We start from the raw sequence: 18,960 nt of genomic DNA, 5'->3' as shown, positions 1-18,960 counted from the left end.
CCGCGAAGGTTAACGGCAGAGCGCCTGAAGAACAAGCGCTAAAAGCCTCAAGACCGCTATGGGTGACGGCTTACACGCCTTTCTGTTTCTCCAGCGCGACCTGATACAGCACGTTTTTGCGCTCGCCAGTGATTTGTGCTGCCAACGCGGCGGCACGCTTGAGCGGCATCTCTTCGAGCAACAGATCAAGAATACGCATCGCCTCGCTGCTGACGGCATCCTCGGACTCCGGTGCCGTCCAGCCCGCCACCAGCACTACGCATTCGCCGCGCTGCTGATTGCTGTCGGATTCGACGAACGCGCGCAACTCGGCCAATGGCAGACCTTTGAGCGTTTCGAAGGTCTTGGTGATCTCGCGGGCGAGCAATGCCTGGCGCTCACCGCCAAACACGGCTTCCATATCCTGCAGACATTCAAGAATGCGGTGCGGTGCTTCATAGAAGATCAACGTGCGCGGCTCTTCTTTGACGGCTTCCAGTCGCGCCTTGCGTCCGACCGACTTGGCCGGCAGAAAACCTTCGAAGATGAAACGGTCAGACGGCAGACCGGCCGCCGACAGCGCGGCAATAAGCGCACAGGCACCCGGCACTGGCACGACATTGATCCCGGCCGCGCGGGCCTGACGCACCAAGTGATACCCCGGATCGGAAATCAGCGGCGTCCCCGCATCGGAAATCAACGCGACGTTATCACCCGCCAGCAAGCGGGTAATAAAGCGGCTACCTTCATCTCGTTCATTGTGTTCGTGACACGCGGCCAGCGGCGTGCCGATCCCGAAGTGTTGCATCAGACGCGCCGAATGACGTGTGTCTTCGGCTGCGATCAAGGCCACTTCGCGGAGGATCTTCAGGGCCCGGGCGCTGATGTCGTCCAGGTTGCCGATGGGCGTCGCCACCACATAAAGCGAGCCAGCAGCGGAATTCAGGGAACCTGGAGCAGTCAAAGCGCACACCTCGTGATCGGTAAAAGCGGCCATTGTAGCGCGACACGAGGCTTGCGACGCGCTTCGAGCCACCACGGTTTTGTCCGTGGTTATGCAGCACTGCAACATTTACTTCAGCTAAATCGTCCGATTCACGCCAGTAACATCGCGCCCCGGCCAGTGCTTGGGTACAATTCGACGCTAATTTGATCGAGTATCAGGAACACTTACATGATCGCTTGCCTGCGGCTGTTCACTGCCTTCTGCCTCGCTGCCCTGTTGGCGGCTTGCGCCAGCTCCCCTTCCTCCAGCCTTGGCGAACTTCCACGGACCCCGGATGCCAGCATCGAGCAACTGCTCGAACAGGCGACCCAGGCGAAAACCCCGGAAAAAGCCGCCCTGTTGCGCCTGAGCGCCGCAGACCTGGCCTACCGCCAGGGCAATGCCGGACAGTCCGCGCAAATCCTGCAACAAGTGCCGATGGAGCAACTCAAGCCCGGCCAGCAGATTTTCGCCAGCACCTTGAACGCTGAACTGGCGATGACACGCAATCAGCCGAAAGCCGCGCTGACCGCCCTGAGCCATCCAAGCCTGCAGCACTTGGGCGAGATGCCTGAAGAACAGCAAGTGCGCACCGGCACCGTGCATGCCCGCGCCCTTGAGGCCGATGGCCAGACCCTGGCCGCTGCCCGCGAGCGCGTGTTCATCGCACCGATGCTGCAAGGCGAAGCCGCGAGCAAGAACCACGAAGCGATCTGGACTCTGATCGGCTCGCTGCCAACTGATCAACTGCAACCGAACAGCACCGACGACCTCGGCGGCTGGATGGGGCTGGCCATGGCAGTGAAATCCGCTGGCACCCTGGAACAGCAGCAAGCGGCGATCGACACCTGGCGCGCGCAGAATCCAAAGCACCCGGCGGCGATCAACCTGCCGTTGCCGCTGACCAAACTCAAGGAACTGGCCAGCCAGCCACTGAGCAAGATCGCCCTGCTGCTGCCACAGGACGGCCCACTGGCCGCTGTTGGCAAGGCACTGCGTGAAGGTTTCATGGCTGCGCACTACCAGGCTCAACAGGCCGGGCAAAAGCCGCCAGCGATCGAGTTCTACGACAGTTCCAAGCTGACTTCGATGGACGAGTTCTACCGCAAGGCTCAGGCTGACGGCGTGCAACTGGTCGTTGGCCCGCTGGAAAAACCACTGGTCAAACAATTGAGCACTCGCCCGCAACTGCCGATCACCACCCTCGCGCTGAACTACAGCGAAGGCGATCAAGGTCCGGCACAACTGTTCCAGTTTGGTCTGGCAGCTGAAGACGAAGCCCGCGAAGTCTCGCGCCGCGCCCGCGCCGATGGCCTGCACCGCGCCGCGATCATGGTGCCGAAAGGCGAATGGGGCGACCGCGTACTGCGTGCTTTCAGCCAAGACTGGCAGGCCAACGGTGGCAGCATCGTCGCCACCGAGCGTGTTGATCAGCCAGTACAACTTGCCCAGCAGATCGCCGACATGTTCCAGCTGCGTCAAAGCGAAGCGCGCGCCAAGAGCCTGCAGAATGCCGCCGGCACCAACGTCGCCGCGCAGCCTTCGCGTCGTCAGGACATCGAATTCATCTTCCTCGCCGCAACCCCTCAACAGGCGCAGCAGATCAAGCCAACCCTGAACTTCCAGTACGCGGGTGACGTTCCGGTGTACGCGACTTCGCACGTTTACAGCGCCAGCGGCGACGTCAACCAGTACAACGACATGAACGGCATCCGCTTCTGCGAAACCCCATGGTTGCTGGACAACAGCGATCCACTGCGTCAGCAAGTGGTTGCGCAGTGGCCGCAAGCCGCCGGCAGCCTCGGTCGCCTGTACGCGATGGGTGTGGATGCCTACCGCCTGGCACCGCGCCTGGGTCAACTCAAGGCCCTGCCAGACAGTCGCATCGACGGTGAGTCGGGCAGCCTCGGCATGACCCAGACCCAACGCGTCGTGCGTCAATTGCCTTGGGCGCAATTCGTCAGCGGGCAGGTACAGCGCCTGCCGGACACCCCGCGCTGATGCCCGACAGGTCACGCTCGCAAAGCGGCAAGGATGCCGAGCGCCAGGCGCTCGAGCATCTGTTACAACAAGGTCTGCGCCTGCTGGCGCAGAACTGGTTATGCAAACGCGGCGAGCTTGATCTGGTCATGCTTGATGGCGATACAGTAGTATTCGTTGAAGTTCGCTACAGAAAAAACACTCAATGGGGTGGCGCGCTCGCTAGCATCGATGGGCGCAAGCAGCAGAAACTGATTTTCGCTGCACAGTATTTTCTTCAGCGCGAATCGCGTTGGGCCAATTCCCCTTGCCGCTTCGACGTGGTGGCCATCGACAGCCATCCGAGTCAGCTGAACTGGTTGCAGAATGCTTTCGACAGTTGATCGTCGGCGTTGCGACCCGGACAATCCCACCGACAAATTTTGCTCTTTGCTTTGCGGGCTGCACATTCATGTGCCGGACAGCCGCGCTACTTAAGGTCACACAGATGGACATGCAATCCCGAATTCGCCAGCTTTTCCAGGCCAGTATCGACACCAAGCAACAGGCGATGGACGTACTTGCACCGCACATCGAGCAAGCCAGCCAGATCATGGTCAACACCCTGCTCAACGGAGGCAAAATGCTCTCGTGCGGCAACGGTGGGTCGGCCGGCGACGCTCAGCATTTTTCCTCGGAGCTGCTCAACCGCTTCGAGCGCGAGCGTCCGAGCCTGCCGGCGATTGCGCTGACCACCGATACTTCGACGATCACCTCAATCGCCAACGACTACAGCTACAACGAAGTGTTCTCCAAGCAGATCCGCGCCCTCGGTCAGTCGGGCGATGTGCTGCTGGCGATTTCGACCAGCGGTAACTCGGCGAACATTATTCAAGCGATCCAGGCCGCACATGATCGCGAAATGATTGTCGTAGCTATGACCGGACGCGATGGTGGCGGCATGGCGTCACTGCTGCTGCCCGAAGACGTCGAGATCCGCGTACCGGCCAATGTCACTGCACGTATTCAAGAAGTCCACTTGCTGGCGATCCATTGCCTCTGCGATCTGATCGACAGCCAACTGTTCGGGAGTGAAGAATGACCCCTAATCGCCTTGGCCTTCTGGCCTTGACCCTGTGCCTCGGCATCAGCGGCTGCACCTCGGTGGTGAACGCCAGCCGTGAAGCGCCGATCGATGACGACCGCGGTACCCGCACCTTCGGCAGCAAGATCGATGACTCGTTGATCGAAACCAAAGTGGGCGTAAACGTGGCCAAAGCCGACCCGGCCCTGGACAACGACTCGCACATCGTCGTCACCAGTTTCAACGGCGTTGTCTTGCTGGCCGGTCAAACGCCTCGCGCAGACTTGAAAGCCAAAGCCGAACAAGCGGCAGCCGCCGTGCAACGGGTAAAAACCGTTCACAACGAACTGCAGGTCATACCGCCGTCCGGTTTCCTGGCTCGCCAGAATGACACTTGGCTGACGTCCAAGATCAAGACCCAGATGCTCACCGATGCCAGCATTCCTGGCTCGCGCATCAAGGTCGTGACCGAGAACGGTATCGTCTATTTGCTGGGCCTGCTGACCAAACAGGAAGCCACTCAGGCCACCAATCTGGTTCAGGGCGTTTCCGGCGTACAGAAAATCGTCAAGCTGTTCGAATACATCGACTGACAGCCGAAACGCGCGCATAAAAAAGGCGATCCATCCGGATCGCCTTTTTTATTACTTCACCACCTTCAGGCTTGGCCGACCACTAGGGCGCGGCGGCTCGCTGTCCGGTGGCGGCAAGTCGTCATCCGCCTCGATCTCTTCTTCGTCATCCATCGGCGACTCGAGATCAAACACCATGCCTTGACCGTTCTCCCGGGCGTAGATCCCCAGAATCGCGCTGATCGGCACGTACAAGCTGTGCGGAACGCCACCGAAGCGACCCTCGAAGGTCACCACGTCGTTGTCCATGTGCAGATGACGCACCGCGCTTGGCGAGATGTTCAGGACAATCTGGCCGTCACTGGCGAAACCCTGCGGCACCTGCACTGCCGGGTATTCAGAGTTGACCAGCATGTGCGGGGTGCAATCGTTATCAACAATCCACTCGTAGAGCGCGCGGACCAGATAAGGTCGACTGGAGTTCATAGCGGCTCCTTAAGCCTTAGCGCATATCGCGTTCGACACCAGACAGACTCGCCTGGAAAGCCTCACGCGCAAACGAGCGCTCCATATAATCAAGCAGCGGCTTGGCTGGCCGCGGCAGTTCAATACCCAGAATCGGCAAACGCCAGAGTATTGGCAATAGGCAGCAATCCACCAGACTTTGTTCCTCACTGAGGAAAAACGGCTTGTCGGCAAACAATGGCGACACGCCCGTCAGGCTTTCACGCAATTCCTTGCGCGCCACGACACGCGCGGCCTCCTTGGACTTGGGATCCAGAATCAGATCCACCAGACCACACCAGTCGCGCTGAATTCGATGAATCAGCAAACGGCTGTTGGCACGCGCCACCGGATAAACCGGCATCAACGGCGGGTGCGGGTAACGCTCATCCAGATATTCCATCACCACGGTCGACTCCCACAACGCCAGGTCACGATCGACCAGCGTCGGCAGACTGCCGTAAGGGTTTACCTCAATCAGTTTAGGCGGCTGGCGACCAGCTTCCACATAAATGATCTCGGCGCTGACACCCTTCTCTGCAAGCACGATGCGCACTCGGTGGGAATAGTGGTCGGCGGGGTCGGAGTAACAGGCCAACCGATTGGTCACGCCCATGGCGATCCTCCTCGCTTGTTGAAATTATCGGAACCGGAAAAACGCGCGCGCCCAGAGGGCGCCTCCCGCAACACCTGGCAAACCAGACGTTGCGCTATCGGAGGCGCCCTTGGGCGCGCGCGATTAACAGCAATGCTTGAAGCGTATCAGTGCACGTCTTTCCAGTATTCACGCTTGAGCAGGTAGGCGAACACAAAGAAGAACGCCAGGTACAGCAAGACGTAAGTACCGATGCGCTGATGTTGCAGCTTAACCGGGTTAGCCGAGTAAGCCAGGAAGGTTACCAGATTCTTGACCTTCTCATCGAACTGCTCTTCGTTCAGAGCACCGGATTTCGGCACGATGGTCAGTTGATCGCACGCTTCATGAGTCAGAGGCGTACCGGTCAGCGGATCATATTGCTTCTTGCCGTCTTCGACGATCTGCACCTGCTTGCAACCCACGACCTGACGACCTTGCAGGCCGACCAGCACGTTAGGCATGCCGACGTTCGGGAAAACCTTGTTGTTCACGCCCCATGGACGTGCAGGATCTTCGTAGAACGACTTCAGGTAACCGTAGAGCCAGTCAGTGCCACGCACACGAGCGACCAGAGTCAGATCCGGGGGTGCCGCGCCGAACCAGGTCTTGGCATCAGCAGGCTGCATGCCGATGTTCATGTGATCGCCAATCTTGGCGCCGGTGAACACCACCTTCTCCAGCATCATTTCGTGAGGAATGCCCAAATCATCGGCAACCCGCTCGTAACGCTGGAACTTGGCACTGTGGCAACCCATGCAATAGTTGGCAAAGGTACGCGCACCATCTTGCAGGGCAGCCTTGTCGGACACGTCGATATCGACTTTTTCCAGCTCCGGACCACCGTGTTCGGCAGCGAAAGACAGCACAGGCAACGCAGCAAAAATCAGAGCAAAAAATAACTTTTTCATCAGCCAGTCACCCTTTCCGGAACCGGTTTGGTCTTCTCGAGCCTGGTGTAGAACGGCATCAGAATGAAGTAGGCGAAGTACAGGAAGGTGCAGACCTGCGACAGCAAGGTTCGCTCCGGCGTCGGCGCAAGCACACCAAGAACGCCGAGAATCACGAACGAAATGCAGAACACCAGCAGCCAGATCTTGCTCATCCAGCCTTTGTAGCGCATCGATTTGACCGGGCTTCGATCCAGCCACGGCAGTACGAACAGCACCGCAATCGCCGCCCCCATGGCGATCACGCCCATGAGCTTGTCCGGGATCGCACGCAGGATGGCGTAGAACGGCGTGAAGTACCAAACCGGGGCAATGTGCTCAGGTGTCTTGAACGGGTTGGCTTGCTCGAAGTTTGGTTTTTCGAGGAAGTAACCGCCCATTTCCGGGAAGAAGAACACAATAAAACAGAAGATAAACAGGAACACTACGACACCGACAATGTCCTTCACGGTGTAGTACGGGTGGAAGGCAATGCCATCCAGCGGGATGCCGTTTTCGTCTTTGTGCTTCTTGATGTCGACGCCATCAGGGTTGTTCGAACCGACTTCGTGCAGCGCCAGAATGTGCAACACCACCAGGCCGAGAATCACGATCGGCAGCGCGACAACGTGCAAGGCGAAGAAGCGGTTCAGGGTGATCCCGGAGATCAGGTAGTCACCACGAATCCACTGCGTCAGGTCGTTGCCGATGACAGGAATCGCACCGAACAGCGAGATAATCACCTGGGCGCCCCAGTACGACATCTGGCCCCATGGCAGCAGATAACCCATGAAAGCTTCGGCCATCAGCGCTAGGTAAATCAGCATGCCGAAGACCCAGACCAGCTCACGCGGCTTCTGATAAGAACCGTAAAGCAGACCACGGAACATGTGCAGATAGACCACGATGAAGAACGCCGAAGCGCCGGTCGAGTGCAGCAGACGCAGGATCGAGCCGTACTCGACGTCGCGCATGATGTATTCAACGGAAGCGAACGCTTCTTCTGCCGACGGGGTGTAGCTCATCGTCAGCCAGACACCGGTAACGATCTGATTGACCAGCACCAGCAGCGCCAGGGAGCCGAAGAAGTAGAAGAAGTTGAAGTTTTTTGGAGCGTAATACTTGCTGAGATGGTCTTCCCACATTTTGGTCGCAGGAAAGCGCGCATCAACCCAATCCATGAACTTGCTCATCACGCTTTCTCCGTATCGACGCCAATGACAATCAGGTCATCGGTCTCATAGGAATGCGGGGGAACTGGCAGGTTCAAAGGCGCAGGTTGCGACTTGTAGACGCGGCCAGCCAGATCGTAGTGGGAACCGTGGCAAGGGCAGAAATAGCCACCGACCCAGTCTTTACCCAGATCCGCAGGTGCCACTTCGGGACGGAAGGTTGGTGAGCAACCCAGGTGCGTGCAGATCCCGATCAGCAGCAGAATTTCCGGCTTGATCGAACGCACTTCAGGGTCGACATAGGTGGGTTGCGTGGAGTTTTTGGAGGTCGGATCGGAGAGCTGGCCCTCGATCTTCTTGAGATTCCCCAGGATTTCCGCAGTACGGCGGACAATGAACACCGGCTGGCCGCGCCACTCAGCAATCATCTGCTGTCCTGGCTCGATTTTGCTGACATTCACTTTCACCGGTGCACCAGCGGCTTTCGCCTTGGCACTGGGAAACCATGACCCCACGAACGGGACCGCAGCCCCCACCGCTCCTGCAGCACCCACCACGGATGTGGCTGCTACCAAGAAGCGACGCCGGCCTGCATTCACGCCGTCATTGCTCATTCAGTCCTCTCCCATCAGCTTTTGTGGCCTGTTAAATCAGGCATCTACTAAATAAATCAATGTTACTTATAAAAATTTTGCCGAATGGTAATGAAAAGCCCCAATTCTGACAAGGGAATTACCCGGAGCTCTTACCCTCAAGCCTTGCAGTATAGGGGGTCTACGGAAGTGGCAAGTTGTCGCAGCGCAATTCTTTGATAAATCGCAGGCATAAAAAAACGCCCGCTTCCGTGAGGAGGCGGGCGTTCTTTTTGAACGCGGAAGCGGAATTAACGCTTCGAGTACTGCGGACGCTTACGCGCTTTACGCAGACCAACTTTCTTACGTTCAACTTCACGGGCGTCGCGAGTAACGAAGCCAGCTTTGCGCAGAGCGCCACGCAGGGTTTCGTCGTAGTCCATCAGAGCGCGAGTGATGCCGTGGCGGATTGCGCCAGCTTGACCACTTACACCACCGCCGATCACGGTGACGTAGATGTCGAACTTCTCGACAGTCTCAGTCAGCTCCAGCGGCTGGCGAACTACCATGCGGGCAGTTTCACGGCCGAAGAAGTTTTCCAGCGAACGGTTGTTGATGGAGATGTTACCAGTACCCGGACGCAGGAAAACGCGTGCGGTTGCGGTCTTGCGACGGCCAGTGCCGTAATTTTGAGTCGCCGACATAATGTACTATTCCGTTAAAACTTCAGTTCTTGGGGCTGCTGAGCAGTATGTGGGTGTGCAGCGCCCGCATAGACTTTCAGCTTACGGTACATGTCGCGACCCAGTGGGTTTTTAGGCAGCATGCCTTTAACCGCGGTCTCGATCACGCGCTCAGGGGCTTTAGCGATCAGCTTTTCAAAGTTGATCGACTTGATGCCGCCCGGGAAACCGGAGTGGGAGTAGTACATTTTGTCAGTGGTTTTAGCACCGGTAACACGAATCTGCTCGGCGTTGATTACGACGATGTAGTCGCCGGTGTCAACGTGAGGAGTGTACTCAGGCTTGTGCTTGCCACGCAGACGGCTCGCGATTTCGGTGGCCAGACGACCCAGGGTCTGACCAGCAGCGTCGACGACAAACCAGTCGCGCTTTACTGTTTCCGGTTTAGCAGTAAAAGTTTTCATTCTTTATAGCCTCAGGGGCCGCCCTGTAAATTAGACGGCGGATCTTACTGAATAGTGCGTACTTTGACAAGTCAAAGGCAGCCGGATACAGACGCTTTCGGGGGCTCGGGTCGGCGCGTCCGTTCAACGGCAAGATTCTTCGGCGGCGGCGCATCACTTCCACTGCAGAAAGAGGTCGGCAATTATGCAGATTGCGAAAAATATTTCAACCTGCTTTTATGATTGTTTTGCCCAAGGAGCACCCGATGGACTATCGCCAGCTAGGCCGTACCGACCTGAACGTGAGTGCAATCTGCCTCGGCACCATGACCTGGGGCGAGCAAAACACTGAAGCTGAAGCCTTCGCACAGATTGAACGGGCCAAAGAAGCCGGGATCAATTTCATCGACACCGCTGAGATGTACCCGGTGCCGCCGAAAGCCGAAACCTACGCCACCACCGAGCGCTACATCGGCAATTACTTCAAGAGTCGCGGTGATCGCGCCGACTGGATCCTCGCCAGCAAGATCGCCGGCCCCGGCAACACCATCGACTACATCCGCGACAAAAACCTGCGCCATAACCGCCAGCACATCACCGCAGCGGTGGACGCCAGCCTCGAGCGCCTGCAGACCGATTACATCGACCTGTATCAATTGCACTGGCCGGAGCGCAGCACCAACTTTTTCGGACAGCTGGGTTACAAGCACAAGATCGAAGCCAACCTGACCCCGCTCGAAGACACTCTCGAAGCACTCGACGAGCAAGTGAAGGCCGGCAAGATTCGCCACATCGGCCTGTCCAACGAAACCCCGTGGGGCACGATGCGTTTTCTGGCCTTGGCCGAAGCCCGTGGCTGGCCGCGCGCGGTGTCGATCCAGAACCCCTACAACCTGCTCAACCGCAGTTTTGAAGTGGGCCTGGCGGAAGTCGCCATCCGTGAACAGTGCGGCCTGCTCGCCTATTCGCCGCTGGCGTTTGGTTTCCTGTCAGGCAAGTACGAAGGTGGCGCTCGTCCACCGAAAGGTCGCCTGAGCCTCTACAGTCGCTTCAGCCGCTATTTCAATGCGCAGTCGGAAGCAGCGTGCAGCCGTTATGTCGCGCTGGCCCGGGAGCACGGTCTGGACCCGGCGCAGATGGCATTGGCGTTCGTCACTCAGCAACCATTCGTCACGAGTAACATCATTGGCGCGACGACGCTTGAGCAACTGGACAGCAACATTGCCAGTTTCGATCTGAAGCTATCCGATGAAGTGCTGGCAGGGATCGAGGCGATTCACAAGGATCACCCGAACCCAGCGCCTTGATTGATTCATAGAGCCAATCGCGAGCAGGCTCACTCCTACATTCTGGAATGCATTTCCCTGTAGGAGTGAGCCTGCTCGCGATAGCGGTCTGACAGCCACCAGAATTTCAGAGCGAGCGCGCAATAATCTCCTTCATGATTTCATTGGTGCCGGCATAAATCCGCTGCACCCGCGCATCCGCCCACGCCCGGGCCACTGGGTACTCCCACATGAAGCCGTAACCGCCATGCAACTGCACGCACTCGTCGAGCACCTTGCATTGCAGATCGGTGCCCCAGTATTTCGCCATCGCCGCCGTCGGCACGTCGAGCTTGCCTTGCAGGTGCAGCTCCAGACATTTATCGACGAACACTCGGCCGATCTGAATTTCAGTCGCCATCTCTGCCAGCTTGAAGCGGGTGTTCTGGAAGTCGGCAATGGCTTTGCCGAACGCCTTGCGATCGCGGGTGTAATCAAGCGTCCATTGCAACGCTGCTTCAGCTGAAGCCAGGCCACCGATCGCCACCGTCAGACGTTCCTGAGGCAATTCCTGCATCAGATAAGCGAATCCGGCCCCGGCCTGCCCCAGCAGGTTTTCTTTCGGCACGCGCACGTCCTGGAAAAACAATTCAGACGTGTCCTGCGCCTTCATACCAACCTTCTCAAGGCGCTTGCCCTTATCGAAACCCGGCGTACCCGCTTCCACCAGAAACAGGCTGGTGCCCTTGGCGCCGGCCTTTGGGTCGGTCTTGGCCACCACGATCACCAGATCCGCGAGAAAGCCGTTGGTAATGAAGGTTTTCGAACCGTTGATCACATATTCGTCACCGTCCAGCACAGCGGTGGTCTTCACACCTTGCAGATCGGAACCCGCCCCCGGCTCGGTCATGGCGATGGCCGTGACCATCTCGCCCGAAACCAGTTTCGGCAGGTATTTGTGCTTCAGCGCCTCGCTGCCGTAATGCAGGATGTACGGCGCGACAATGTCCGAATGCAGCGAGAAGCCGATGCCGGTCAAACCCAGTCGCCCGACCTCCTCGATCACCACCGCACTGTAGAGAAAGTCCGCCCCCAGGCCGCCGTATTCTTCCGGCAGGTGCGAGCAGAGCATCCCCGCCTCCCCTGCCTTGTTCCACAGTTTGCGGTCGATATGGCCTTGTTTCTCCCATTGCGCATGGAACGGCACCGCCTCTTTTTCGAGGAAGGTTCGTACGCTGTCGCGAAACAATTCGTGCTCGGGGCTGAACAAGGTTCTGGGGATCATGCGGCACCTTTCTTTGTTGTTGGAGGGAGATGACCTTCAGAGACTAAGCCTCCCCTCTGACACAGGACACTGGACACATCCGACAAAAAATAAGACGATCCAGCCGTCTGGTGACCACTTTCCCTTATAAAAACAAAACAAAAGTTGAATTATGTCCAAGCAAGTCTCCACGCCCTTGCGGCGCGTCAGCATCCTGGCAATCGACCGGGTTTTCGCCTCCACTCTCATGCAAGCCAAGGATTTCTTCCATCTGGCCAGCCTGCGTTATGGCAAACAACTGGGCCACGGCCTGACTCCAGCGTTCGAAACACGCCTGGTCAGCCCCGACGGCAAACCAGTGAACAGTTTCAGTGACGTGGTAATGCCGGTCGACGGTGGCCTGGAAAACGCCGATGTCATTATTCTCCCGGCGTTCTGGGACGATTTCGATACGCTGTGCAGCCGTTATCCGCAAGTGTTGCCCTGGCTGCGTGAACAGCACGCTCGTGGCGCGGTGTTGTGCGGCGAAGCCACCGGGGTGTTCTGGCTGGCCGAGGCCGGCCTGCTCAACGGCAAGGAAGCGACCACCTACTGGCGCTTCTTCAATGCATTCGCCGAGCGCTTTCCCAAGGTCTATCTCAATCAGGACAAACACCTGACCGATGCCGACAACTTGTATTGCGCCGGCGGCACCACGTCAGCCTGCGACCTGTACATCTACTTGATCGAGCGTTTCTGCGGGGCCAACGTTGCGCAAGCCGTGGCCCGCGACATTCTCTATGAAGTGCAGCGCAGCTATGCGCCGGGACGCATCGGTTTCGGTGGGCAGAAGCTGCATCAGGACGTGATTATCCTGCAGATCCAGCACTGGCTCGAAGAGCATTTCGCCGACAAGTTCCGCTTCGAAGACGTCGCCCGCGAGCACGGCATGAGCATCCGCAACTTCATGCGCCGCTTCCAGACCGCCACCGGTGACAAGCCATTGCATTACCTGCAACGCCTGCGTATCGAAACCGCGAAAGGTTTGCTGTCCGGCAGCCGCAAGAGCATCAAGACCATCAGTTATGAGGTCGGTTACGATGATGCGAGTTTCTTTGCGCGGCTGTTCCGCCAGCACACCGAGCTGTCGCCGAACCAGTATCGGCAGCAGTTTCAGCAGGCTGCTTAGCCCTCTGCCCATACACAACCCCATGTAGGAGTGAGCCTGCTCGCGATTGCGTCCGTCCATGCAGCATTTATGTGACTGATCCACCGCTATCGCGAGCAGGCTCACTCCTACAGGGTATTGCGGTGAATTCTGGACATAAAAAAGGGCCTGCAATTGCAGGCCCTTTTTTTGTTTCGCGATTCTGCTTAAGGCTTGTGCGCCCGCGACAGGAATTCGTGCGATTGCATCTCCAGCAGACGGCTCAGCGTACGCTGGAATTCGAAGTTCAAACGGCCTCCGGTGTATAGATCCTTCAGCTCGACTTCAGCCGAAATGATCAGCTTCACGTTACGGTCGTAGAACTCGTCGACCATGTTGATGAAGCGGCGCGCAATGTCGTCAGTGGTGACGCTCATCTGCTCGACACCGCTGAGCAGCACGGCGTGAAAGATCTTGCCCAGTTCGATGTAGTCGTTCTGGCTACGCGGGCCGTCGCACAGTTCGCGGAAGTCGAACCACGCCACGTCGTCGCACGTGCGCAGGGCACGGATTTCGCGGTTCTCGATCATCAGCACATCGTTTTCGACCGCAGCTGTGCATTCCGGCGTCAGCGCCTTGAAGCTCTTGCGCAGACTTTCGTGAGCAGCTTCGTCGAGCGGATAGTGGAACAGCTCGGCTTGTTCGAGGTGACGCAGACGGTAGTCGACGCCGCTGTCGACGTTGACGATCTCGGTATTCTGCTTGATCAGCGCAATCGCCGGCAGGAAACGCGCACGTTGCAGACCGTCCTTGTACAGGCCGTCCGGAACGATGTTCGAGGTCGCGACCAGGGTCACGCCGTTCTTGAACAGTTCTTCCATCAGCGTGCCGAGGATCATCGCGTCGGTGATGTCGGAGACGAAGAATTCATCGAAGCAGATCACCCGCGACTCAGTCGCAAAGCGCTTGGCGATGATGGTCAGCGGGTTTTTCTCGCCGCCGAGGGTTTTCATTTCTTCGTGCACACGCTTCATGAAGCGGTGGAAGTGAGTGCGGGTCTTTTCCTTGAACGGCAGCGCTTCGAAGAAGGTGTCAACCAGGTAAGTCTTGCCGCGACCCACGCCGCCCCAGAAATACAGGCCCTTGACCGGCGTCTGATCCTTTTTGCCGAACAGTTTGCTCAGCAGACCCGGCTTGTTCTGATCGGCGGCGATCAGATCCTCGTACAGACGCTGCAGATGACGCACAGCAGTTTCCTGCGCGGCGTCATGGAAGAAGTCCGGGCGTTTCAGATCAGCTTGGTATCGTTCTAGGGGCGTCATAATTCGTTAGCAAGGCAACAAAAACGGGCCGTCACTGTAGCGACGGCCCGTGGGAATGGCAATCGGCCCTTGGTCGGACCGTGCCGCCGATTAGTCCTGAACCGGGGTCAGCGCGACGCGCAGCGCCTCGATGGCCGCCTCTCGCGCAGCAGCGTCGGCGAATGCCGGGCTGTCGCCAACGCACTCGCCTTCCAGCCACACGCTGAAGCTCAGGTCTTCGCTGCGCACGTCCAGTGGCTGGCCGGATTGCAGTTGCTTGGTCACCTGCCCGGCGGTTTTACCGTCGGCGAAGTTGCGCGACAACAGCAGTTGCTCGCCATCGGCCGCCAGCAGACGGAAACGGAAACTGCCGTCGTCTTCACGGAAGCTGACGAAACGCGCGGCTTTCGCAGCTTTCTTCTTCGTGGTCGCGGCGACCTGCACCTGATTGACGAAGGAACGCAGGCCCACGGCTTCACGCAGTTCGTTGAGGAACGGCGTTGCCACGGCACGGGCTTTCTTGGCGCCGATCTGCAGGATGTCTTCCAGGTCTGCCGGACGTTCGATCAACTGGTGATACTTATCGCGAGCCTCGCCGAGTTGGTTGTCGAGCAACTGGAACAGGCGATTCTTCGCCTCGCCCCAACCCAGACCGCCGAGCAGTTCGCTGCGGAACTCATCAGCCTGCGCCGGTGTGGCGAAGGCCTGGAACAGGGTGAACAGGTGCGAGTTGTCCGGGTCTTTCGCTTCGCCAGGCGCTTTGGAGTCGGTGACGATGCGCGAAATCGCGTCCTTCATCTCTTTGGCGCTGGAGAACAACGGGATGGTGTTGTCGTAGCTCTTCGACATCTTGCGCCCGTCGAGGCCTGGCAACGTCGCCACGCTTTCTTCGATCAACGCTTCGGGCATGGTGAAGAATTCTTTGCCCTGACCAAACAGATGGTTGAAACGCTGGCCGATATCACGGGCCATTTCCACGTGCTGGATCTGGTCGCGACCGACCGGGACCTTGTGCGCGTTGAACATCAGGATGTCTGCGGCCATCAGTACCGGGTAGCTGTAGAGGCCCATGGTGATGCCGGCGTCCGGGTCTTCACCGGTTTCGACGTTCTTGTCCACCGACGCCTTGTAAGCGTGCGCACGGTTGAGCAGGCCCTTGGCGGCAACACAGGTCAGCAGCCAGGTCAGCTCAGGGATTTCCGGGATGTCGGACTGGCGGTAGAAGGTCACGCGGTCGACATCGAGGCCACCGGCCAGCCAGGTCGCGGCGATTTCCAGACGCGAGCGCTGGATGCGCAGCGGGTCATCGCATTTGATCAGGGCGTGGTAGTCGGCCAGAAAGTAGAACGAGTCGGCATTGCTGTCGCGGCTGGCGAGGATCGCCGGGCGGATGGCGCCGGCGTAGTTGCCCAGGTGCGGCGTGCCGGTGGTGGTGATGCCGGTGAGGATACGGGTACGGTTCGTCATGGGTAATCGCTTGTCAGACTGCAATCAATTCGAGAGACGCGGCAGGATCAGATCCTTGAGATCGGTCAGCTTGCCATGAAAAAAGTGTCCGCATTCTGCCACTTTCAGCAGCTCATGGGGGCGCTGGAGTTTTTCCGACCAGGCGTAGACCAGTTGCGGGTCGATGACTTCGTCGGTTTCCGGCTGGATCACGGTGAGTTCGCCATGATCTGGCAATTGATCCTGTTCGCTAAAACGCATCACCGCTGGCGCGACCATGAACAGGTGCTTGAGCGGCACACCCTGCGCTTCAAGACGACCGCCGAGACTTGCTGCAACAAATCCGCCGAAGGAGAAACCGAACAGGGTCAGCGGCAGATCCGGGTGTTTTTCCCGCAGCCACTTGGCCGCCGCCTGGGCGTCGTCGACTTCACCGGTGCCCATATCGTGCGCGCCTTCACTGGCGCCGACGCCGCGATAGTTGAAGCGCAAGGTAATCAGACCAGCGTCGCGCGCGGTGCGCTGCAGGGTCGAGACGACCTTGTTGAGCATGGTGCCGCCCTGTACCGGGTTCGGATGGCAGATCAGCGCGATGCCGATTGGCTGCTCGTTATCCAGGTACAGAGACTCAAGTTGACCCACCGGGCCGTCAATCACTACAGGGGTTTCACGCATCAGCAAGGAAGGAACTCCGTGACCTCGAATCGGGTCGACTCGTCTAGCAAATTGTCTGTGCCAATCTATTGCGAGTGAATCGCGGTATACAGCGCAGGTTCGAGCCGTTAACGTAAAGCAAAGCCGTTTATAGAGGAAGGACTCGTGGAACACTCGCTCTTAGTTTGGTTGTTACCGACTCTTGCCCTGGTTGTGGGTGTCGCCATTGGATTCCTGATCGCGCGCGTTGCGCCGAACGCCGCGCCGAGCCGTACGCAGCGTCAACTGGATGATATCCAGGAGCGTTTCGACAGTTATCAAAACGAAGTGGTCACCCACTTCAACAGCACCGCGATGCTGGTCAAGAAGCTGACCCAGAGCTATCAGGAAGTGCAGGATCATCTCGCCGAGGGTGCCAATCGTCTGGCCCTGGACGAGCAGACCCGCCAGCGCCTGATCGCTGCCCTGCACGCTGACGCGGCAGTCGCGCCACGCGAACGCCTGACGCCACCGCGCGATCAGGAGCCACCACGTGATTACGCACCGAAGACCCCGAACTCGCCGGGCATGCTCGATGAGCATTATGGTCTGAAGAAGTAATCAGTCTTCGCTGACGAACAAAAAGCCCCCGGACAGTGATGTGTCCCGGGGGCTTTTTTGTGTCTGTAATCTTCGGTGTTCGTAGCGCCCCCTTCGCGAGCAGTCTCGCTCCCACAGGGGAATGCATTTCAAATGTGGGAGCAAGCCTGCTCACCAAGGGGCCGGCACAGGCCAGACAAAAAAATGCCCGATCGCAGGACCGGGCATTTTTTTCATTCTGACAAGCGCTTACGGATACTGCTGAACCGTACCCGGCTGCTGTTGCTGCTGACCACCATACTGCTGGCCCGGGATCGCCTTCAGGTTGACTTCAACCCGACGGTTCTGCGCCCGGCCATTCACATCACCGTTGCTGGCAATCGGGTTATCCGGACCGGCGCCACGCGCCGACAGGTTGGCGCCGCTGACACCTTGCGAAGTCAGGTAAGTCGCCACGCTCTGCGCACGACGCTGGGACAGGTCCATGTTGTGCTGACGGCTGCCAGTGCTGTCGGTGTAGCCGACGATTTCGATCTGGTTCTGGCTGAATTCCTTCAGCGAGCCCGCGAGGTTGTTCAGCGGCTGGTAGAAGCTGGAAGCGATGTTCGCCGAGTCGGTGGCGAAGGTGATATTGCCCGGCATGATCAGCTTGATCTGATCACCTTGGCGCTGCACTTCAACGCCAGTGTTGGCCATGCTCGCGCGCAGTTTCTTTTCTTGCTGGTCAGCGTAGTAACCGTAACCGGCAGCGGAAGCACCGACCACAGCGGCGCCGATCAATGCGCCTTTGCCACGGTTGTCGTGACCGATGGCGGCACCGGCCAGTGCGCCGGCAAGTGCACCGAGGCCGCCGTATTTGGCGGTTTTGCTCATGCCTTGAGAGCCGCTGTCAGCCTGGCCCTGATTGTCATACGGGTTAGGCGAGGCGCAGCCGGACAGCAAGGCCACGGCAGTAGCGACAATAATCAAACGACGCTTGGTGAACATGGAGAGCTCCTGGTTTTTCGCATTCTGTGGTGCAGCGGCCACTGGGTAAAATGGACCTGCGCGGGCGTTGGATCATGACAATGCACAAAAATTCCGCCGGGCGCTCGTGACAAAATATTCAGGCGCGTACAAACGGGTTTTCGCGCATTTCATCACCCAGACGCGTATCCGGCCCGTGTCCGGTAATCACGGTCGCGTCCTCGTCCAAGGTGTATAGCCGCTGCTTGATCGAACGCACGATGGTCGCCTGATCGCCGCCCCATAAATCCGTGCGCCCTACCCCGCGACGAAACAACGTGTCGCCGGCTATCAACAGCTTAGCCTCGGAAAACCAAAAGCTCATGGAACCGGGTGTATGGCCCGGCGTGTGCAGGGCAACACCGCAACCGCAGGCCAGCTCCTCATTGTCGCTCAACCAGCGATCTGGCGATGGCACCGGTGTGTACGGCACACCGAACATCTGGCACTGCATTTCGAGGTTGTCCCACAGGAACTGGTCTTCCTTGTGCAGATGCAGGGTCGCGCCGGTTTTTTCCTTCATCTGACCGGAGGCGAGGAAATGATCGAGGTGCGCGTGGGTGTGGATGATGCTGACCACTTTCAGCCCGTGAGCATCAAGGCGCGCCATGATCAGGTCGGGGTTGCCACCCGGGTCGACGACGATGGCTTTTTTGGTGATCGGGTCGCCGATGATGGTGCAGTTGCATTGGAGCGGGCCGACGGGAAAGGTTTCGCGGATGAGCGCTGTGTTCGGGGTTTGCATGGTTTTGATCCTGATGCCAAGGCGTGCCGCTGCGGTTGTGATGCGCAAAATTGATGGGG

21 protein-coding genes are annotated in these 18,960 nt (G+C 58.5%); 7 read left to right on the top strand and 14 right to left on the bottom strand.

Annotated elements, in window-relative coordinates:
• Positions 1-70 precede the first annotated feature (70 nt).
• Positions 71-976 (bottom strand): 16S rRNA (cytidine(1402)-2'-O)-methyltransferase, encoded by a 906-nt coding sequence (rsmI, locus tag H8F23_RS27870; protein ID WP_093430688.1) that lies wholly within the window; start codon positions 974-976, stop codon positions 71-73.
• Between the two features lie 177 nt (positions 977-1,153).
• Here rsmI and H8F23_RS27865 point away from each other — a divergent pair, with 177 nt between their 5' ends.
• The 4 genes from H8F23_RS27865 (at position 1,154) to H8F23_RS27850 (ending at position 4,600) form a co-directional block, all read left to right on the top strand.
• Positions 1,154-2,965: a penicillin-binding protein activator gene (locus tag H8F23_RS27865; RefSeq protein WP_194936489.1), complete on the top strand. Its 1,812-nt coding sequence runs from the start codon at positions 1,154-1,156 to the stop codon at positions 2,963-2,965.
• Positions 2,965-3,327 (top strand): YraN family protein, encoded by a 363-nt coding sequence (locus H8F23_RS27860; protein ID WP_194936488.1) that lies wholly within the window; start codon positions 2,965-2,967, stop codon positions 3,325-3,327. The genes H8F23_RS27865 and H8F23_RS27860 overlap by 1 nt, the downstream gene beginning before the upstream one ends.
• A gap of 104 nt (positions 3,328-3,431) precedes the next feature.
• Entirely contained in the window at positions 3,432-4,025 is a 594-nt protein-coding gene (locus H8F23_RS27855) for a phosphoheptose isomerase (RefSeq protein WP_093430691.1), read from the top strand.
• Positions 4,022-4,600 (top strand): BON domain-containing protein, encoded by a 579-nt coding sequence (locus H8F23_RS27850; RefSeq protein WP_007917023.1) that lies wholly within the window; start codon positions 4,022-4,024, stop codon positions 4,598-4,600. The genes H8F23_RS27855 and H8F23_RS27850 overlap by 4 nt, the downstream gene beginning before the upstream one ends.
• Before the next feature lie 51 nt (positions 4,601-4,651).
• Here H8F23_RS27850 and H8F23_RS27845 read toward each other — a convergent pair whose 3' ends face one another.
• The 7 genes from H8F23_RS27845 to rplM all read right to left on the bottom strand — a co-directional run bounded on the left by H8F23_RS27845 (position 4,652) and on the right by rplM (position 9,537).
• Positions 4,652-5,065 carry a ClpXP protease specificity-enhancing factor gene (locus tag H8F23_RS27845; protein ID WP_064120489.1) on the bottom strand — a complete coding sequence of 138 codons (414 nt, stop codon included), beginning with the start codon at positions 5,063-5,065 and terminating at the stop codon, positions 4,652-4,654.
• Between the two features lie 16 nt (positions 5,066-5,081).
• Complete coding sequence (locus H8F23_RS27840; protein WP_007917025.1) at positions 5,082-5,699, bottom strand: glutathione S-transferase N-terminal domain-containing protein; 618 nt, start codon at positions 5,697-5,699, stop codon at positions 5,082-5,084.
• Positions 5,700-5,845: 146 nt separating this feature from the next.
• Entirely contained in the window at positions 5,846-6,628 is a 783-nt protein-coding gene (locus H8F23_RS27835; protein WP_194936487.1) for a cytochrome c1, read from the bottom strand.
• Positions 6,628-7,839 (bottom strand): cytochrome b, encoded by a 1,212-nt coding sequence (locus tag H8F23_RS27830; RefSeq protein WP_186624761.1) that lies wholly within the window; start codon positions 7,837-7,839, stop codon positions 6,628-6,630. The genes H8F23_RS27835 and H8F23_RS27830 overlap by 1 nt, the downstream gene beginning before the upstream one ends.
• Positions 7,839-8,432 carry a ubiquinol-cytochrome c reductase iron-sulfur subunit gene (gene petA, locus H8F23_RS27825; protein ID WP_003228055.1) on the bottom strand — a complete coding sequence of 198 codons (594 nt, stop codon included), beginning with the start codon at positions 8,430-8,432 and terminating at the stop codon, positions 7,839-7,841. Before petA ends, H8F23_RS27830 begins: the two co-directional genes overlap by 1 nt.
• Before the next feature lie 269 nt (positions 8,433-8,701).
• The gene (rpsI, locus tag H8F23_RS27820; protein WP_008080273.1) at positions 8,702-9,094 is read right to left on the bottom strand and encodes a 30S ribosomal protein S9; all 393 of its coding nucleotides are present in this window, start codon (positions 9,092-9,094) and stop codon (positions 8,702-8,704) included.
• A 14-nt stretch (positions 9,095-9,108) separates the two neighbouring features.
• Positions 9,109-9,537, bottom strand: coding sequence for a 50S ribosomal protein L13 (gene rplM, locus H8F23_RS27815; RefSeq protein ID WP_007917032.1), 429 nt, complete (start codon positions 9,535-9,537; stop codon positions 9,109-9,111).
• 245 nt (positions 9,538-9,782) lie between these two features.
• On the opposite strand from rplM, the gene H8F23_RS27810 reads away from it, so the two are divergent.
• Complete coding sequence (locus H8F23_RS27810; protein ID WP_194936486.1) at positions 9,783-10,823, top strand: NADP(H)-dependent aldo-keto reductase; 1,041 nt, start codon at positions 9,783-9,785, stop codon at positions 10,821-10,823.
• A gap of 106 nt (positions 10,824-10,929) precedes the next feature.
• Here H8F23_RS27810 and H8F23_RS27805 read toward each other — a convergent pair whose 3' ends face one another.
• A complete protein-coding gene (locus tag H8F23_RS27805) occupies positions 10,930-12,066 on the bottom strand; it encodes an acyl-CoA dehydrogenase family protein (RefSeq protein ID WP_194936485.1) in 1,137 nt (378 codons plus the stop codon).
• A 250-nt stretch (positions 12,067-12,316) separates the two neighbouring features.
• Between H8F23_RS27805 and H8F23_RS27800 the strand changes: the two genes are divergently transcribed.
• Positions 12,317-13,213 carry a GlxA family transcriptional regulator gene (locus H8F23_RS27800; RefSeq protein WP_176091778.1) on the top strand — a complete coding sequence of 299 codons (897 nt, stop codon included), beginning with the start codon at positions 12,317-12,319 and terminating at the stop codon, positions 13,211-13,213.
• A gap of 185 nt (positions 13,214-13,398) precedes the next feature.
• Here the strand turns inward: H8F23_RS27800 and zapE are convergent, their stop codons facing one another.
• From zapE to H8F23_RS27785, 3 genes are all read right to left on the bottom strand, one after another.
• On the bottom strand, positions 13,399-14,493 hold the full coding sequence (gene zapE, locus H8F23_RS27795) for a cell division protein ZapE (RefSeq protein ID WP_034156483.1): 1,095 nt from the start codon (positions 14,491-14,493) through the stop codon (positions 13,399-13,401).
• Between the two features lie 90 nt (positions 14,494-14,583).
• Complete coding sequence (locus H8F23_RS27790; RefSeq protein ID WP_194936484.1) at positions 14,584-15,939, bottom strand: tryptophan--tRNA ligase; 1,356 nt, start codon at positions 15,937-15,939, stop codon at positions 14,584-14,586.
• 24 nt (positions 15,940-15,963) lie between these two features.
• Positions 15,964-16,593 (bottom strand): alpha/beta hydrolase, encoded by a 630-nt coding sequence (locus tag H8F23_RS27785; protein ID WP_194936483.1) that lies wholly within the window; start codon positions 16,591-16,593, stop codon positions 15,964-15,966.
• Positions 16,594-16,737: 144 nt separating this feature from the next.
• On the opposite strand from H8F23_RS27785, the gene H8F23_RS27780 reads away from it, so the two are divergent.
• On the top strand, positions 16,738-17,172 hold the full coding sequence (locus H8F23_RS27780) for a YhcB family protein (protein WP_007917055.1): 435 nt from the start codon (positions 16,738-16,740) through the stop codon (positions 17,170-17,172).
• A gap of 228 nt (positions 17,173-17,400) precedes the next feature.
• Here H8F23_RS27780 and H8F23_RS27775 read toward each other — a convergent pair whose 3' ends face one another.
• Both H8F23_RS27775 and H8F23_RS27770 read right to left on the bottom strand, forming a co-directional pair.
• Positions 17,401-18,138, bottom strand: coding sequence for an OmpA family protein (locus tag H8F23_RS27775; protein ID WP_077574486.1), 738 nt, complete (start codon positions 18,136-18,138; stop codon positions 17,401-17,403).
• A 118-nt stretch (positions 18,139-18,256) separates the two neighbouring features.
• A complete protein-coding gene (locus H8F23_RS27770; protein WP_194936482.1) occupies positions 18,257-18,901 on the bottom strand; it encodes an MBL fold metallo-hydrolase in 645 nt (214 codons plus the stop codon).
• Between the last annotated feature and the right edge of the window lie 59 nt (positions 18,902-18,960).

The organism is Pseudomonas neuropathica (genome assembly GCF_015461835.1).
Taxonomy (GTDB): domain Bacteria; phylum Pseudomonadota; class Gammaproteobacteria; order Pseudomonadales; family Pseudomonadaceae; genus Aquipseudomonas; species Aquipseudomonas neuropathica.
The sequence above is the reverse complement of the archived record's forward strand: the minus strand, read 5'-3'. Positions and strand labels throughout refer to the sequence as shown.

Excerpts from the sequence above, each read along its gene's own strand:
- rsmI (WP_093430688.1), bottom strand. The coding sequence starts at position 976 with ATGGCCGCTTTTACCGATCACGAGGTGTGCGCTTTGACTGCTCCAGGT.
- H8F23_RS27865 (WP_194936489.1), top strand. The coding sequence starts at position 1,154 with ATGATCGCTTGCCTGCGGCTGTTCACTGCCTTCTGCCTCGCTGCCCTG.
- H8F23_RS27860 (WP_194936488.1), top strand. The coding sequence starts at position 2,965 with ATGCCCGACAGGTCACGCTCGCAAAGCGGCAAGGATGCCGAGCGCCAG.
- H8F23_RS27855 (WP_093430691.1), top strand. The coding sequence starts at position 3,432 with ATGGACATGCAATCCCGAATTCGCCAGCTTTTCCAGGCCAGTATCGAC.
- H8F23_RS27850 (WP_007917023.1), top strand. The coding sequence starts at position 4,022 with ATGACCCCTAATCGCCTTGGCCTTCTGGCCTTGACCCTGTGCCTCGGC.
- H8F23_RS27845 (WP_064120489.1), bottom strand. The coding sequence starts at position 5,065 with ATGAACTCCAGTCGACCTTATCTGGTCCGCGCGCTCTACGAGTGGATT.
- H8F23_RS27840 (WP_007917025.1), bottom strand. The coding sequence starts at position 5,699 with ATGGGCGTGACCAATCGGTTGGCCTGTTACTCCGACCCCGCCGACCAC.
- H8F23_RS27835 (WP_194936487.1), bottom strand. The coding sequence starts at position 6,628 with ATGAAAAAGTTATTTTTTGCTCTGATTTTTGCTGCGTTGCCTGTGCTG.
- H8F23_RS27830 (WP_186624761.1), bottom strand. The coding sequence starts at position 7,839 with ATGAGCAAGTTCATGGATTGGGTTGATGCGCGCTTTCCTGCGACCAAA.
- petA (WP_003228055.1), bottom strand. The coding sequence starts at position 8,432 with ATGAGCAATGACGGCGTGAATGCAGGCCGGCGTCGCTTCTTGGTAGCA.
- rpsI (WP_008080273.1), bottom strand. The coding sequence starts at position 9,094 with ATGTCGGCGACTCAAAATTACGGCACTGGCCGTCGCAAGACCGCAACC.
- rplM (WP_007917032.1), bottom strand. The coding sequence starts at position 9,537 with ATGAAAACTTTTACTGCTAAACCGGAAACAGTAAAGCGCGACTGGTTT.
- H8F23_RS27810 (WP_194936486.1), top strand. The coding sequence starts at position 9,783 with ATGGACTATCGCCAGCTAGGCCGTACCGACCTGAACGTGAGTGCAATC.
- H8F23_RS27805 (WP_194936485.1), bottom strand. The coding sequence starts at position 12,066 with ATGATCCCCAGAACCTTGTTCAGCCCCGAGCACGAATTGTTTCGCGAC.
- zapE (WP_034156483.1), bottom strand. The coding sequence starts at position 14,493 with ATGACGCCCCTAGAACGATACCAAGCTGATCTGAAACGCCCGGACTTC.
- H8F23_RS27790 (WP_194936484.1), bottom strand. The coding sequence starts at position 15,939 with ATGACGAACCGTACCCGTATCCTCACCGGCATCACCACCACCGGCACG.
- H8F23_RS27785 (WP_194936483.1), bottom strand. The coding sequence starts at position 16,593 with ATGCGTGAAACCCCTGTAGTGATTGACGGCCCGGTGGGTCAACTTGAG.
- H8F23_RS27775 (WP_077574486.1), bottom strand. The coding sequence starts at position 18,138 with ATGTTCACCAAGCGTCGTTTGATTATTGTCGCTACTGCCGTGGCCTTG.
- H8F23_RS27770 (WP_194936482.1), bottom strand. The coding sequence starts at position 18,901 with ATGCAAACCCCGAACACAGCGCTCATCCGCGAAACCTTTCCCGTCGGC.